General features: G+C 39.7%; 11 protein-coding genes. 6 read left to right on the top strand and 5 right to left on the bottom strand.

Going from position 1 to position 15,675, the window contains the following annotated elements:
• Positions 1–4: 4 nt before the first annotated feature.
• Entirely contained in the window at positions 5–418 is a 414-nt protein-coding gene (locus BM179_RS19880; RefSeq protein WP_092018928.1) for a sugar 3,4-ketoisomerase, read from the bottom strand.
• A 354-nt stretch (positions 419–772) separates the two neighbouring features.
• Positions 773–2,128 (bottom strand): aspartyl protease family protein, encoded by a 1,356-nt coding sequence (locus tag BM179_RS19875; RefSeq protein ID WP_092018927.1) that lies wholly within the window; start codon positions 2,126–2,128, stop codon positions 773–775.
• An 877-nt stretch (positions 2,129–3,005) separates the two neighbouring features.
• On the opposite strand from BM179_RS19875, the gene BM179_RS19870 reads away from it, so the two are divergent.
• Both BM179_RS19870 and BM179_RS19865 read left to right on the top strand, forming a co-directional pair.
• Positions 3,006–3,362 carry a DoxX family protein gene (locus BM179_RS19870; protein WP_092018926.1) on the top strand — a complete coding sequence of 119 codons (357 nt, stop codon included), beginning with the start codon at positions 3,006–3,008 and terminating at the stop codon, positions 3,360–3,362.
• Positions 3,363–3,437: 75 nt separating this feature from the next.
• A complete protein-coding gene (locus BM179_RS19865; protein WP_092018925.1) occupies positions 3,438–4,778 on the top strand; it encodes an APC family permease in 1,341 nt (446 codons plus the stop codon).
• 29 nt (positions 4,779–4,807) lie between these two features.
• Here the strand turns inward: BM179_RS19865 and BM179_RS19860 are convergent, their stop codons facing one another.
• On the bottom strand, positions 4,808–6,037 hold the full coding sequence (locus BM179_RS19860; RefSeq protein WP_092018924.1) for an MFS transporter: 1,230 nt from the start codon (positions 6,035–6,037) through the stop codon (positions 4,808–4,810).
• Between the two features lie 234 nt (positions 6,038–6,271).
• On the opposite strand from BM179_RS19860, the gene BM179_RS19855 reads away from it, so the two are divergent.
• On the top strand, positions 6,272–9,673 hold the full coding sequence (locus BM179_RS19855; protein WP_092018923.1) for a VCBS repeat-containing protein: 3,402 nt from the start codon (positions 6,272–6,274) through the stop codon (positions 9,671–9,673).
• Positions 9,674–9,698: 25 nt separating this feature from the next.
• Here BM179_RS19855 and BM179_RS19850 read toward each other — a convergent pair whose 3' ends face one another.
• Positions 9,699–10,940, bottom strand: a complete 1,242-nt coding sequence (locus BM179_RS19850; RefSeq protein ID WP_229632991.1) for an MDR family MFS transporter — start codon at positions 10,938–10,940, stop codon at positions 9,699–9,701.
• A 110-nt stretch (positions 10,941–11,050) separates the two neighbouring features.
• Here BM179_RS19850 and BM179_RS19845 point away from each other — a divergent pair, with 110 nt between their 5' ends.
• The gene (locus BM179_RS19845) at positions 11,051–11,287 is read left to right on the top strand and encodes a hypothetical protein (RefSeq protein WP_092018921.1); all 237 of its coding nucleotides are present in this window, start codon (positions 11,051–11,053) and stop codon (positions 11,285–11,287) included.
• Positions 11,288–11,346: 59 nt separating this feature from the next.
• Here BM179_RS19845 and uvrA read toward each other — a convergent pair whose 3' ends face one another.
• Positions 11,347–14,247, bottom strand: coding sequence for an excinuclease ABC subunit UvrA (gene uvrA, locus BM179_RS19840; RefSeq protein ID WP_092018920.1), 2,901 nt, complete (start codon positions 14,245–14,247; stop codon positions 11,347–11,349).
• A gap of 473 nt (positions 14,248–14,720) precedes the next feature.
• On the opposite strand from uvrA, the gene BM179_RS19835 reads away from it, so the two are divergent.
• Together BM179_RS19835 and BM179_RS19830 are read left to right on the top strand one after the other, a co-directional pair.
• The gene (locus tag BM179_RS19835; RefSeq protein ID WP_092018919.1) at positions 14,721–15,320 is read left to right on the top strand and encodes a hypothetical protein; all 600 of its coding nucleotides are present in this window, start codon (positions 14,721–14,723) and stop codon (positions 15,318–15,320) included.
• A gap of 117 nt (positions 15,321–15,437) precedes the next feature.
• Positions 15,438–15,671, top strand: coding sequence for a hypothetical protein (locus BM179_RS19830; protein WP_092018918.1), 234 nt, complete (start codon positions 15,438–15,440; stop codon positions 15,669–15,671).
• Positions 15,672–15,675 lie beyond the last annotated feature (4 nt).

Raw genomic sequence — 15,675 nt, 5'->3', positions numbered from 1 at the left:
TTTTTTAGGAGATTGATTTAAATTCCTGATAATCACGAATATAGTCGCTTTCATCGTAATGCGCTGAGGCTAAAACGAGTTGTACCGCAATATGTGAGTATTGCATGGTATGCCAATAGTGTGCAGGAATATAAACACCAACATTAGGGCGGTCAAGTACAAAAGTTATGATTTCGGAACTATCCGGACCTTCCAGATTTACAATAATTCTACCCATTACAGAAACCAGGACCTGCTCGGTTCTGTGGTGAGCATGCCTTCCGCGGACAATACTTTCGGGGGTATAATAAGTCCAATATACCCGCTCAATATCAAATGGAATATTCTTTTGAGCTTCTGACACCGAAATATAGCCTATTTCTGAAGCACCGATTGATGGGAATTCAATTAAATATGGTTTGTTGGTCTGGGTTTGCATTCAGTATTATTTTTCAGGGTTTTAACAAAGATGATATTCAAAATGCCGAAAATCAGGAGTGATTTCCTAAATACCGACTTCAATCTGCCTTCGTTGTCACAATAAGCGTTGGTTTTGAAATTCCTAAACTCAAAGTTAGGATTCTTCGATATAATAAACCAGATTTTAAATGTATTTCGATTGAAAGGCGTACATCAGGTCTTAACGGAGAAATGAAATGAATTCATATAACTAAAGATCATGGAATCTTTTAAATACAGAAATACCTGCATAAGCTGACGGAAAAACGGCCAGTATTATACAGGTATCTGATGAGAAACGTTAAAAACAAGTAGAGATTTTACAAGTCATGAATTAAATTAAACGTCTTAATTTAAGGCTGGTAATGAGATATTCGTTGCCTCGTTTTATTACGAAATCAACAACCTTTCCTTCTTTTTTCTGAAACATCTTATAGATTTCACTGATCGACACATCTCTCGAAGGCCTACCATTAATCATAATAATATTGTCGCCTACTTTGAAACCGGCTTCCTCGGCCGGAGAGCTATTCAGAATTCTTTCAATAAAATATTCTCTGAAACTTTGACCTTTTGCGGTTAATTCCATTCCGGTCATATTGTGTTCAAATGGCTCCCGTAATCTTCTTGGAATCGGTTTTAAGACAATGTACTGATCTCTGTAGTTAAAAGTTACGGTAAAACGTCTCAGCAGTTCACAGCCGATATTTCCCTGTCGGGAAGAATTAGGGGAAACTTTTGCTTTTACAGAGGTACTGTCCGGAAATGAGGCAATAATGTTAGGAATTTCCAAAGAACCAAGACGTGTTTTCCGTATTCTGCCAAGACTTCCGTTGATTATGCCGCTGAGTCCACGACCTAACTGGGCTTTTACTACTTTGTCCGGCGTATGTAGCGTGGTACTTTTAGCCAGATCAATAGACAAAGCATGGCCTGCTCCCGTGTCTAAAACCACTTTTAGCGGAGTAACTTTGTCACTGTCAACGAGTTCAAGGGAACTGAAATAGGGTTTGTTTTCCTCAATGGATATAGGAAATTTCATGCCTTTTTTAGGCTTGTAAACATAATCTTCCGGATTTTGAAGGACAATTTCCCGGCTTACGAAATCAATGGTTACCACAAATCTGTTAAAAATATCATATCCGATTATTCCGTGAATCTGAGAGCCTACGAACTGGGAAAGTTGTAAAACATCATCATCCAGTACCACAAGATTCTGGCGGAAACCAATCATATCACCCATTTGCAGGGTATTGTTAAGCACTACGCTGGCCTGTATATCCTTTCCTTCACCTGCTCCGGCAATCCGTACCTTTCTCAGTGCTTTCATATGCTGCATGGTAGCTACTTTCGGGTCAGTAATAATAATAGAACTGACACCGGTATCCAAAATGAAATGAAGGGTATCAGAATTATTAATCTTAACTGGTACTACAATCAGATTGGATTGAAGTTCGAAGGGAATTCTTGTCTGTTTCTGCCTTTTATTAATGAGCTGAAAACCATATTTCTCTTCCGAGAGCAAAGACATTCTGAGCTTGTCCTTGTTCTTGGAAACACGTGCGGGAGAAGTAAGTGAATTGGCTAATAATTGAACAGTATCAGCTTCACCTTTTTGAGAATACCCGATGACAGGCAAGGCTGCAATGAGTATTATTTTTATCAATATTATTCTCAGATAGCGCTTCATGATAAAGAGGTTCTAATAACCTAATTTACGTAAAAAAAAACTTTATCTTAACCGTTTGATAATAAAAAGTTTAAAATACTTTTCGTAAAGATTTTTAAGAGGAAATACCTAGATTTATTTTTCGCATTTCAAGGAGATTTTAGGTCATTTCATTGATGAAATTCCTCATTTGGGCCTATTAATATTTTTTATCCGGAAATAATTATCAGGAGCCATAAAAGTTGTAACAGCCGGCAAAAACAAACCTGGAAATATCCTGCTTCCGACTCACGGTTGTCTGTGAATGATGATCCGTTTGTGAATAATTCTTTAACAAAAAGGATAGTTTTACTGGTTATTATTGATAATTCCTTAATTATTAAGAGACATATTCTTGCTATGAATGTAAAATTCATTACTTTAGATGTGCAAATCGGAAAAGAAGTGCTTCAATCATTGAAAATTTCGAAAAAGGACTCCGTATTGCTACTCATTTTATAAGGTTTGTGGATAGAAATAGAATTTATTTCAGCCCTCTTCTGTGATTTTAACCTGAAAATGAATCCCCGGAACGTACATTAAAATAAGTACAGTACCGTTTTTGAATGGTATTGAAAATATAAGTGATTGATTTAGAATATTTCCCGAAAACCTGTGAGGCATCCTTACAGGTTTTTGTTTTTTTATCTGTATATTTAATTTTAAAGGCTCATCAAATCTGACTTTAATTCGGAAGAAAGAAAAAATGGGCTTAAGAACATTGTACAATTAATGATATTTTCTCCTGAATTTTTAATATAAACCGGATTCAGCAATAGTCAGGTTGAAAATGTAAAGTAAAAATTACCACTTTAAGCGTTTTTGCTTACAGAAAAAACCTTCATACAAACTTTTAGCTATGCTTAAATACGGCCTTTATCTGATGGCATTATTATACATTCTTGCCGGACTATATCACTTCAGAAATCCCCGCGTATATAAAGCCATTATGCCTCCTTATCTGCCTTTTCATGACGCGCTTGTTTTCTGGAGCGGCGTTGCTGAAGTAGTACTCGGCCTTGCTTTATTTTTTCCGCAAACCCGAATCTGGGCTGCCTGGGGTGTGATTGCCTTATTGATTGCCGTTTTTCCGGCGAATGTCTATATGCTGACCAGTGGAAAATTTACCAAAATCCCGGAATGGCTGCTTTATCTCCGGTTACCCTTGCAAGGCCTGTTAATATGGTGGGCTTATCAATATACTTTTAAACATTAGAATGACCGGGAGATTTTCCATCAGAAATCTTCTTATTTAGTTTCTCAGATTTCATTTTCAAGAAAAGATTCAGGAATGACAAACACTTCGACTTCAACAAACAATAAGCTTTTTAAAATATTAGGAGTAGGTTTTGGGATTGCAGTAACAATTGGAGGAACCATCGGAACAGGGATTTTAAGGAAACCAGGACCAATCGCTGCGCAGTTAGGAGATCCTTATCTGATTATGATGACCTGGCTTCTTGTTAGTTTGTATGCCTTTTTAGGTGTTTTGTGTACCCTTGAATTAGGCATTTCCGTTCCGAAGGCCGGAGCCTGGTATGTATATGCCCAAAGAGCTTTTGGAGATTATATAGGATTTATCGTAGGAAGTACAAGCTGGCTCGGAACCGTTGCTGCCCTGGGTTTCGGAGCTTATACGATGAGTGAATACATTGCCTTGCTGTTACCTGATGCAGAGTCATTTATGAGATGGATGGCGATCGGGATTTTGATTTTACTGACGCTTTTTCATTGGATGGGAGTAGCCATTGCCGGAAAATCCCAGGAAGTTATGTCATTTCTGAAGGCCGTGGGTTTGTTTGCATTTGTGATCATATGTTTTGTTTACGGAAAAGATGTTCAGGGACAGCAGGTGGTTGAAACGACCCGGAAAATAGGTTCAGCAGGCCTTCTGGCCGGATTTATTACAGCTTTACAATCTATCTTCTACGCCTTTGACGGCTGGCATACTGCGGCTTATTTTGCGGAAGAAAATACTGATCCTGCCAAAAACTTACCTAAATCAATGATCAGCGGATTATTCCTTATCGTGGTAATATACTTGCTGGTTAACCTGGCAATACTCTACATCATGCCAATAGAAACACTTGCACAGTCAAAACTGGCGGCGGCAGATGCTATTAAACTGATTTTTGGAGAGAAATCCGGTAAAATCATTACTTTCTTCCTGATGCTTTCGATTTTAGGAATTGTAAATACCCAGATTATGTTTGCCCCGCGCGTAATTTTTTCGATGAGCAGAGATGGTCTTTTTATCAAATCAGGAACCAAGGTAAATAAGGGAGGAACACCTTCTGTAGCGATGCCACTGACAGCTTTTTGCTCTGTTTTATTGATTATCAGTGGAAAAGATACCTGTGAAAAGCTTTCAGATATTGCCACTTTCTTTTTCGTATTAAGCTATGCTTCGGGTTTTGCTTCCGTTCTGATGCTCAGAAAAAAAGAGCCGGATTTACCAAGACCATATAAAGTCTGGGCTTATCCTTTTGTCCCGATTCTGATGCTGGCAGTTTCTTTTCTGTTTCTGATCGGAGCCGTTTATCAGGATATTCAAAGCAGTAAATTCGCATTAATATTCCTTCTGTTAAGCTATCCGATTTACAGAGGGGTAAAGAAGTTAAACGGGATATGACCTAAATGCTTTCGGTTTCCGGGAAGTATTTAGGTGAGTTTTTTCTCTGCATCAATCCAAAACCATAAAATACTTCCGAAAAGGAGCATTCCTCCAATCAGCCAGACAGGTGTGTTATAGTTGAACGATGTTGCCAGATAACCGAAACTGACTGTTGTTATATAAGCGCCTGTAAGTCCGGCTGTATTCATGGCACCTGAAATGGTACCGCTGCTTTTTCCGCCAATATCCATGGCTACGGCCCAGGAAACAGGAGCAGTAAAATCCATAAAAGCTCCTCCTACAGAGAGAAAAATTAAGGCAATTTCTTTGTTGTCGGTTAATGCACAGGCAATCAGTAGAATACCTGATACGGATAATCCTACAACAGGAATAATTCTTCTCCCTGTTGTTCTTCCAAAACGATTTACACATTTATCACTGAGAAAACCTCCGGTAAGGCAGCCTGCCGCTGCAAACAGAAACGGGAGGGAAGTGACCATTTTCAGCTCTTCTTCCGAAAAGCCTTTTCCTCTTTGAAGGTATTTAGGCAGCCAACCCTGGAAGAAATAAGCCCCGGAAGCATAACAGAAATACATGATTAATAATAACCATAGATTCTTATGTTTGAGAAAACTAAAGAACGACCGGGAAGTATGATCATCCAGCTGGCGTTTGGAAAGGATTTCCTGTAATTCATTCTCAGAAATATCTTTTGCCTGAGCAGGCTCCTCATTATACCAGAATGCCCAGAAAATAACCCATAATGCTCCGGCCAGACCGAGTACATAGAATGAGACTTCCCACCCGAAATTCCGCTGAATGGGAATGACCAGTAACGGTGTCAGTGCTGCACCCAGGCGACTTGCTGCCCAGATTATGGCCTGAGCACGCCCTCGCTCTGTAGAAGGGAACCATTTTGCTAAAGCAATGGAGATGTTGGGATAAGCTCCGGCTTCTCCGATACCAAAGAGAAAACGTATAAGGAATAATGACCAGAAACCCGTGGCAAAACCTGTTAAAACAGTAAAAGCAGACCACCATAACACCACTCTGATGAGTACTTTCTTTGCGCCGATTTTGTCACCCAAAAGCCCTGAAGGTACTTCGAATGCTCCATAAGAAAGTGTGAAGATTCCTAAAATCCAGCCCCATTGCGCCGTTGAAAGTCCAAGATCTTTGGTAATGTGTTCTCCGGCTGAGGAAATAGCGATCCTGTCTAAAAAAGTGATGAGAGAAAGAATTGACAGCACTAATAATACCTCGTGGCGCTTTTTCATATTAGATGGTTAAGGATTTATTGGTAAAGTTATACTTTAGTTATAAAATATCATAGGTTAATGCCCTGCCATCTCATTTCTCCCGTTCCGGATTTTGGAAAAAAAGAAACAAAAATAGACGTTTCAAACCTTTTTAAGTCTTTAGCAATAAAGCTTTCCGGAGATAATTATTCCTGTTATTCTTTTAAAAATAGCTAACTTGTAACAGAATTGATACCCCATTGTACAGATAAAATGAAAAACGGATTTACAGCTCCAGATAAGTTTTTTTTGAGTGCCCTCTTTTTGCCTTTTCTTTTACTTTTCACAGAATGTCAGAAAAAAGATAAACTCTTTTCCAGGCTGGAGACTGACCGGACTCATATTGATTTCGAAAACACGCTTACCGAAACTCACCAGAACAATATTATGAAATATGAATATTTCTACAATGGTGGCGGAGTAGGAGTAGGGGATATTAATAATGACGGTTTGCCGGATTTGTATTTTACAGGAAATCAGGTAGAGAATAAACTATATCTGAATAAAGGGAATCTGGCGTTTGAGGATATTACCGGAAAGGCTGGAGTGGCTGGCCGGCCAAACTGGAAAACAGGGGTTTGTATGGCTGATGTGAATGGTGACGGCTGGCTTGATATTTATGTTTGTTATTCCGGAAAAATGGAAAAAGAGCAACGTGCCAATCAGTTGTTTATCAATAATGGCGTAAAAGAAAAAGGAGGAGTTCCGACTTTTACCGAAAGAGCCAAAGAATATGGTCTGGACGGAGAAGGTGCTTTTACTACACAGGTTTCATTTTTTGACTATGATCTGGACGGTGATCTGGACATGTTTATGGTAAACCATGCCGACATGTTTTTTAACCCTTTTTTCAATACCACCCGACTCCGCAGTAAGCGTCATCCTTTTTTCAGCAACCGTCTTTATCGTAACAATGAAGGACATTTTGAGGATGTCAGCGAAAAAGCCGGAATTTTCGGGGGAGCTAATAATTTCAGTCTGAATGTAAGCGTGGGAGATATCAACGGAGACGGATATCCGGATATGTATGTAACCAATGATTATGAAGAACAGGATTTTTTATACCTGAATAATAAAAACGGCACTTTTACAGAAGTTGCCAAGAAAGCTTTCGGACATATTTCCCGTAATACAATGGGTACAGATCTGGCGGATTATAACAATGACCTGATGCCGGATCTTATTTCTCTGGATATGCTTCCGGAAGGCAACCGCAGGCAGAAAATGCTAAAAGGGCCAGATGAGTTTGACCGTTATCAGATGATGGTAGATAGTGGTTACCATCACCAGAATATGCGGAATATGCTGCAATTGAACAGAGGTATCACAAAAGAAGGCATACCTGTTTTCAGTGAAATAGGGCAGCTTGCTGGTATTTCTGCTACCGACTGGAGCTGGTCGGCTTTACTGGCGGATTATGATAACGATGGTCTGAAAGATCTGTACATTACCAACGGGATTATGAAAGACTTTACTAATCAGGATTTCGTCAAATATGATGTTCCTGATGCGAGGGTAAAAGCCCAGGCTTCAGGATTAGATCTTTCAACCCCGGAGGCTTATGAGAAGAATTTTCCCGTAAGCGAATTAATTAAACAGCTCTCTTCAGAAAAGGTTCCTAATTATATTTTCAGAAATAAAGGAAATCTTACTTTTCAGAATACTACTGAAGACTGGGGGCTAAATGATGAGAATATAAGTACCGGAGCTGCTTATGCTGATTTGGATAATGACGGTGATCTTGATTTAATAACGAGCAACATCAATGAAAAGGCAACGATTTACCGCAATAATGCTGAGAAGCTGACAGGTAATAAATTCCTGAAAATAAAACTAAACGGAACGGGTAAAAACAGATTTGGTACCGGAGCTAAAGTATATCTTGATCTTGGAAATTCAAAACAGTATCAGGAAGCTATCCCCGTTCGTGGCTTTCAGTCTTCTGTAGAAAATGTACTTAATTTTGGTTTAGGTAAACAGAATCTGATCAGACAGGTAAAAGTTGTCTGGCCGGATGGGAAGGAGCAGGTACTTAATCAGATCAAAGCGAATACAACCCTGGTTTTTGACCAAAAAATGGCAAAAATGCCTGTTTTGAATACAAAACCTGTACAAAACCAGCTTTTTGAAGATATTTCTCAAAACACAGGACTGGATTTTGTGCATAAAGAAGACCTTTTTGTTGATTTTAAGGGCGAACCATTGATTCCATATCAGTTGTCGAGACAAGGTCCCAAACTTACCAAAGCTGATGTGAATGGAGATGGTCTGGAAGACATCTTCGTGGGAGGTGCAATTTATCAGTCTGGTAAATTATATCTTCAGCAGAATGACGGAAGGTTCAGTGCTTCAAAATCCCAGCCCTGGGAAGCTGATAAGGAGAGTGAAAATATCGGTACTTTATTCTTCGACGCAGATGGTGACGGTGACCAGGATTTGTATGTTGTAAGTGGCAGTAATGAATGGCAGCCGGGTTCTCCTCAATTGCAGGATCACCTTTATCTGAACGATAGCAAGGGCAATTTTACAAAAAGTTTGAATGGATTACCTGTGGAACATAACAACGGAAGTTGTGTAAAAGCCTGTGATTTTGATAAAGACGGTGACCTTGATTTGTTTGTAGGCGGAAGAGCGGTCGCCGGGAAATTCCCTGTTGCTTCAGAAAGCATGTTGCTGAGAAATGAAACCATCAAAGGAAAGGAAGCTAAATTTATCAATGCAACAAAATTAGTTTGTCCGGAGCTGACTAACGCAGGTATGGTTACAGATGCGGTTTGGAGTGATGCAGATGGTGACGGATGGATTGATTTAATCGTAGTCGGAGATTGGATGCCTGTCAGGATTTTTAAGAATAATCATGGTAAATTAACTGACATCTCAAATCAGGCAGGACTCGAAAAAACAGGAGGTATGTGGACCTCCGTGCTGGCAAATGATTTTGATAAAGATGGTGACACAGATTTTGTTTTGGGAAATGCGGGACAAAACTCCTATTTGCAGGCTTCTGAAAATGAGCCGTTAGTGATGTATGTTTCTGATTTTAATGATGACGGAAGAATTGATCCGATCATTTGCCATTATATTCAGGGAAAAAGCTATCCTATTGCCTCAAGAGATGAAATGCTTGACCAGTTAGTAGGCTTAAAGAAACGTTTCGTCAGGTATTCTGATTATGCAGATGCGACAATTGAAGATATTTTTACAGGCAGCGAACTTCGTAAGGCTAATCAGCTCAGCGTTCATACACTTCAAAGTATTTACCTCGAAAACCTCGGTAAAGGGAAATTCAAAACGCATGTTTTACCGCTGGAAGCACAATTCTCGATGAATCAGGGAATCCTGTCAGGGGATTTCAATAAAGACCAGAAGGAAGATATTTTGCTGGTAGGAAATTGTAATACCTTCAAAGTTCAGCTGGGGCGTTGCGATGCCAGTCTGGGTGTTCTGCTTTTAGGAGATGGCAAAGGGAATTTTAAACCGGCTTCAAGACAGGAAACCGGACTTTATGTTAACGGAGATGTCAGAGATGTGATCAAAATTAACAACAGAAACGGACAAACGATGATCGTTATTTCGAAAAATAATGCAGCCCTGCAAAGTTTAAGAATGAGGTAAAAAGGCAGTTTTTTACAAAAAACTGCTAAAATCTCCTTTTCAGAAACCTGAATCCGACATAGGAAGTCATACAGAAACCAGCCATTACATACCACAGTATGGTAAAACTGAAATGCTGAACAATCTGGGAGCCGATTGTTGGGGCAGAAATCTGTGCAATTGAATAACACATAGAATATAATGCCAGATATTGCCCTCTGTTTTGCTCATTTGATCGTTCTACGGCAACAGATTGCATAAATGGCATGGCGAACATTTCACCTAAAGTATTCAGAATAATAGAGAGCCAGACTACCCATACACCTTCCCAGATATTGAAAACCAGAAAAGAAGCTGTGGTAAGGATCATGCCGTAACCAATGATTGACAGCTTATGAAGGCGTTTCTCAAGCTGAGTTACCAGTATCATTTCCATACAGGCGATCATTAACCCGTTTATAGTCATCATTGCTCCGATTCCGGCTTCTGAGATATGGTGAACCTGTTTAAAATAAAGAGGTTCCATAGAAAAAAGCTGGAAAAAGGAAATGGCAAAAAGAGTTGTAAAAAAGGCAAATCTAAGATATTTCCTGTCCCTGTAAGGCGAAGCAAGAGGTTCATGGTGCAGATTTTCCTGATTTTTTGCAGGTTTTTGACTATGCGGATCTTTAATCAGAATACTTAATGCGATACCTGCTAAAATACAGGTAATTCCATCTGCCCAGAAAAGCCATTCATAATCTATTGCTGCAAGAAAACCTCCCAATCCGCCTCCGATAGACCAGCCCAGATTGATAGCCAGCCGATTGAGAGAATAAGCTCTTGTCCGGTTTTCGGCTGTACTGAAAAAAGCAATGGCAGCAGCATTGGCAGGTCTGAAGGAATCTCCTAAGGTAGTAAAGCAAAAAACACCTGCGCATATTGCCCAGAAAGAGGTAAGATGCATCAGAATCAGGAGAAATACCCCTGCCAAAAGTAAAGCCGCTACCTGAATTCTGTAAAAACCGATACGGTCAGAAAGCTTTCCTCCCAGAAAAGTCCCTAAAAGCGCCCCCGAACCATAAACACCCATAACGATTCCGGCATCGGCGACACTGAAATGCAGTTTCTGAGTTAGGTAAAGGGTTAGAAAAGGCAAAACCATCGTCCCGCAACGGTTGATGAACATCACCAGCGAGAGTAACCAGACCGACCTTGAAAGTCCGTTAAATGATTGACGATATAATGAAAATGCCTGAATCACAGAAAAAGGGTAAGAGAAATATTCCGATAATTGTAATGAAAACAATTATTTATTTGTTAATTTGTGGCATGTTAACGGTTTGACTACAAGTTGATTACTTGTGTCATTGCGTCACGAATTAAAATTGCAAGCATAACCACACACACTGAAATACAATGAAAAACCCCATCACTCTAACCGCTGAATCCGTTGATTGGGTGGCAGCAGAGATTGCTGAAGAATTATTGCGAGGGCATAACACCTACAAAACAGAGACTGATGCTTTGCGAAAGCGAATAAAAACAGGTCTTTTTAAAAGTATCTCTCACTTCGAAATTGTGCAACGCCAGCCTACGGGTAAAAAAAGCGCAAATAAGAAGGAAAATGCCCGCCATGGAGTACAAGTAGCTTAAAAACTTTATAACCTCACCGCCATGAGGTTTTTGTTTTGAAACTGCCGCTCCCGGTGTTATCAGCCTTTAATTTTTTCTTTCAGGAATTTTGCAGTGTGGTTATCTGAGATTTTTACCATTTCTTCAGGTGTGCCTTCGAATGTGATATATCCTCCTGTATTTCCTCCTTCCGGGCCTAAGTCAATGATGTGATCAGCAGATTTGATCACCTCCATGTTATGCTCAATAATGATGACAGAATCTCCCTGCTCAACCAAAGCATTGATTGCTTTTAAGAGCTTTTTGATATCATGAAAATGCAGACCTGTAGTCGGTTCATCAAAAATGAACAATGTTTTTCCTTTGTTTTGATTGCCTTTTCCCAGGAAACTTGCCAGTTTAACCCTTTGTGCTTCTCCTCCTGAAAGGGAATTGGATGACTGACCCAGTTTCACATAACCCAGACCTACCTCTTGCAAAGGCATCAGTTTTTCGGTAAGTTTCGGTTCGGTTTTACGGAAAAAATCAATGGCATCATCAATTGTCAGATCGAGGATATCAGCAATATCTTTGCCTTCATATTTTACGTCAAGGATTTCCTGTTTGAAACGCTTTCCTCCGCAAGACTCACATTTCAGTCTGACATCTGCCATAAATTGCATTTCAATGGTGGTTTCACCTTCACCCTGACAAACTTCACAGCGTCCGCCGTCAATGTTGAATGAGAAATGAGAAGGTTTATATCCACGGGCTTTGGCAATCGGCAATTCAGAATAAATCAGACGAATCTGGTCATAAGCCTTAATATAAGTAACAGGATTGGAGCGGGAAGATTTTCCGATTGGATTCTGGTCAATCATTTCTACAGCTTCCAGTTTATTGATGCTTCCGCCCAGTTCAGCGAATTTTCCTGATTCATCAGAAAAAGTGCCAAAAGTTCTGCCTAAAGCCGGATAGAGTATTTTCCGGATTAAAGTAGATTTTCCGGATCCGGAAACTCCGGTTACAGCCGTAAGTACGCCCAAAGGAAACCTTACTGAAATATCCTTCAGATTATTCTCATAAGCGCCTTTTATTTCAATGAAAGCGGTAGATTTTCTCCTGAATTTCGGAACGGAAATTTCATCCTCTCCGGTAAGAAAGTTCAGGGTATGTGAATGGAGAAGATTGGCCGTTTCTTTATTGATATTACCAAAATTCCCCTGAAAAACCAGTTCACCACCATGAGAGCCTGCATCCGGGCCAATGTCAATAATCTGGTCCGCCGCACGCATTACTTCTTCTTCATGTTCTACTACAATAACGGTATTACCCAGATCCCGTAATGACTCTAATACAGAAACCAGCCGCTGTGTATCTCTAGGGTGCAAACCGATAGAAGGCTCATCAAGAATATACATCGAACCAACCAGGGCACTTCCCAGGGAGGTTGCCAGTTTAATCCGCTGATATTCACCACCGGATAAAGTTGAGGTGAGGCGGTTTAGCGTCAGATATCCCAATCCTACCCGTTCAAGGTATTCCAGACGGTTTTCAATTTCAAGTAAAATCCTTCTGGCAACACCAAATTCATGTTCGGGAAGCTGAATATTTCTGAAGAATTTTGAAACCTCAGAGATAGGCATTAAAACCAAATCAATAATTGATTTTCCTTCAGATGAATCATTCGCAGCTATTTTTACATATCCTGCATCTTTACGCAAACGGGAACCCTGGCATTCAGGACAGGTTGTACGTCCGCGATAGCGGGAAAGCATAACCCGGTATTGTATTTTATGTGTTTCTTTTTCTAAAATGCTGAAAAACTCATCAAGCCCGTGGAAATGTTGATTTCCGGTCCAAAGCACTTTCTTTTGTTCATCAGAAAGGTCTTTATAGGCACGATGAATCGGGAAATCAAACTTTATTCCTGTTTTCAGCAAAGGAGATAGCCATTCTGACATTTTTTCAGTTCTCCAGGGGGCAATAGCGCCCTCATAAACTGAAATATTTTTATCAGGAATCACCAAATCTGCATCAATACCCAGTATTTTTCCGAAACCCTCGCATCTGCGGCAAGCGCCGTATGGGTTGTTAAATGAGAAAAGATTGAGTGTAGGTTCTTCAAAAATGAGACCATCCTGCTCAAAGCGGTCAGAAAAATGCCTGGTTTCAGCGCCGATAATTTCAACAATACAGGTTCCGTCACCTTCAAAGAAAGCCGTTTGTACTGAATCTGAAAGTCTGAATTGAGTTTCTTCATCCGGAAGACCTTCTTCGTCCTTTTTCACGACAGCCCTGTCTATCAGAATGCGCACATTTTCATGAACGCGTTTGATTTTCCCCAGTGTTTTTAATTCTTCTGTATTGTCAAATATTTCTTCCAGAAACCGGGTCTCTCCGTCTACCAGAATCCTGGTATAACCTTTTTGAAGCAGTATCTTTAATTCTTCAGCTATATTCCTTCCTTCTTTGAGAAACAGGGGAGAAAGAATCATTACTCTTTGCCCTTCATCATGTTTCAGAATATAATCCACTACGTCAGTGACGGTATCCTTGCTTACTTTTTTCCCGGAAACCGGAGAAAATGTAGTTCCGATTCTGGCAAAAAGCAATTTGAGATAATCATAGATTTCAGTTGTGGTTCCTACCGTAGAACGGGGGTTTTTACTGGAAACCTTTTGTTCAATTGCAATGGCCGGAGAAACGCCCTTGATATATTCCACATCCGGTTTCTCCATACGCCCGAGAAATTGGCGGGCATATGAGCTCAAACTCTCAACATACATGCGTTGTCCCTCTGCAAAAAGCGTATCAAATGCCAGAGATGATTTTCCCGAACCTGACAGACCGGTGACAACCACCAGTTTATTTCGGGGAATAGCGACATCGATGTTTTTCAGGTTATTCACCTTAGCCCCTTTGATAACAATGAAATTTCTCGGGTCAAGGTCTTCTACAGATGGTAAAATATTTTGAGCGGCAATTGTGGTAGTATTCATTTAGCGAAGTTATAATGAAACTTTGTTTTCTTAAACCAATTGGTCCTTAAAAGTTGACGGATATAATTATTTTAATAAACAGATCAGAACCTTTTGTGGCAATTTTACCGGAAATCCTATTCCCGGAGTACAGGGTAAAACAAATACAGGCTGATTATCTGATAAAGCTGATCCGGGCAATTCTTTTTAAAACGAAAAAAATCATTCTGTAATTTTACAGCTTTCCGGAAGCCCCATCTTAACATATACAATATTTTTCCTTAGATTGTTTCCTGATTTTAAAAGAATTGAAAGAACGGCTTTCCCGGAAAGTATGATCAGAAGCATTCTAAAAATAACTGGATATAAGCAGACGAAAGTAAAGAATGTTTACGTTAACTTTGTTATCATGCCTGCGTGCAGGTAAATCTTACTTTCCAGGTTTTTCTAACATACTTATTACAGCACTTGATAACAGATAATTGTTACTAACCATGAAGAAATTATTGTTTTTTATTTTTTTAGCTACAGCTTCATTTACTAAAATTTACGCGCAGGATCCTGTAGTAATCAAGCAGGAAGGTGCGACAGGAGATTTAGATGAGGAACCGGATGTAAGAGATCTTCCTTTTCGCCAGAGAATCAGAATAGGAGGGGGCGTTTCAGGGCTTAGTTTCGGAAATCCAACCAGTATCGGTATTTCCCCGATGGTAGGTTATCAGGCAACAAATGAAACAATTGTAGGACTAGGCTTAACGTATCAGTATTATTCGATTAAAGATATTTATGGAAACCGCTACTCCAATAACCTTTTGGGTGAGCGGATTTTTGCAAGACGTTATCTGCCTTTTCTTCAGCAGTTGGTAGGTCAGGGATATTTAGTAGGGCAGGTGGAAAACTATTCCAGCCTCTCAGATTCCGGACCATATACATTCAGTTACAGTAATCCGATTTTAATTGGTGTGGGAATTGGCTCAAAAATAGGATTAAACATTCAGGTAATGTATGATTTAAATTATCCGTCGGCCAACAGCTTTAAGACTTCACCTTATGGAAGTGCTCTTGTGATTCAGATCGGAGGATTTTTCTTCTAAGAAAGACATTGTTTTTAAAAGCCATGCAAAGCGTTTCTTTGCATGGCTTTTGTATGATTTTCAGGTAGAATGGGCCGATTTGAACCTCAATCTGAAATGTCTTAGCCGGAAAAAAGTATGAAAAAAGAACCTTTTCCATATCTCAGGAAGCTGATTATCTCAGTTGTGCTGTCAATTTTACAATTATTCTTTTGGATAGAAATGCTCATTGGCCTGATACTGGCCTTTAAATGGTATGAAAATCCTCAGCTTTTTCGTAAAAACCACCAATTGGAAAGCCTGCTTTTTCTCCTGATTTTAGCTCTGATTACGTTTTTGCTGAAAAGAAATATCCGTCGCCGGATTTTCTGACTCA

The sequence above is a fragment of the Pseudarcicella hirudinis genome (assembly GCF_900115665.1).
GTDB classification, from domain to species: Bacteria; Bacteroidota; Bacteroidia; order Cytophagales; family Spirosomataceae; genus Pseudarcicella; species Pseudarcicella hirudinis.
Note: the sequence above shows the minus strand (reverse complement) of the source record. Positions and strands in the feature narration are given on the sequence as shown.

Bases quoted from the DNA above. Each gene is read 5' to 3' on its own strand.
- BM179_RS19845 (WP_092018921.1), top strand. From the start codon at position 11,051: ATGAAAAACCCCATCACTCTAACCGCTGAATCCGTTGATTGGGTGGCA.
- BM179_RS19870 (WP_092018926.1), top strand. From the start codon at position 3,006: ATGCTTAAATACGGCCTTTATCTGATGGCATTATTATACATTCTTGCC.
- uvrA (WP_092018920.1), bottom strand. From the start codon at position 14,247: ATGAATACTACCACAATTGCCGCTCAAAATATTTTACCATCTGTAGAA.
- BM179_RS19855 (WP_092018923.1), top strand. From the start codon at position 6,272: ATGAAAAACGGATTTACAGCTCCAGATAAGTTTTTTTTGAGTGCCCTC.
- BM179_RS19835 (WP_092018919.1), top strand. From the start codon at position 14,721: ATGAAGAAATTATTGTTTTTTATTTTTTTAGCTACAGCTTCATTTACT.
- BM179_RS19830 (WP_092018918.1), top strand. From the start codon at position 15,438: ATGAAAAAAGAACCTTTTCCATATCTCAGGAAGCTGATTATCTCAGTT.
- BM179_RS19860 (WP_092018924.1), bottom strand. From the start codon at position 6,037: ATGAAAAAGCGCCACGAGGTATTATTAGTGCTGTCAATTCTTTCTCTC.
- BM179_RS19865 (WP_092018925.1), top strand. From the start codon at position 3,438: ATGACAAACACTTCGACTTCAACAAACAATAAGCTTTTTAAAATATTA.
- BM179_RS19880 (WP_092018928.1), bottom strand. From the start codon at position 418: ATGCAAACCCAGACCAACAAACCATATTTAATTGAATTCCCATCAATC.
- BM179_RS19875 (WP_092018927.1), bottom strand. From the start codon at position 2,128: ATGAAGCGCTATCTGAGAATAATATTGATAAAAATAATACTCATTGCA.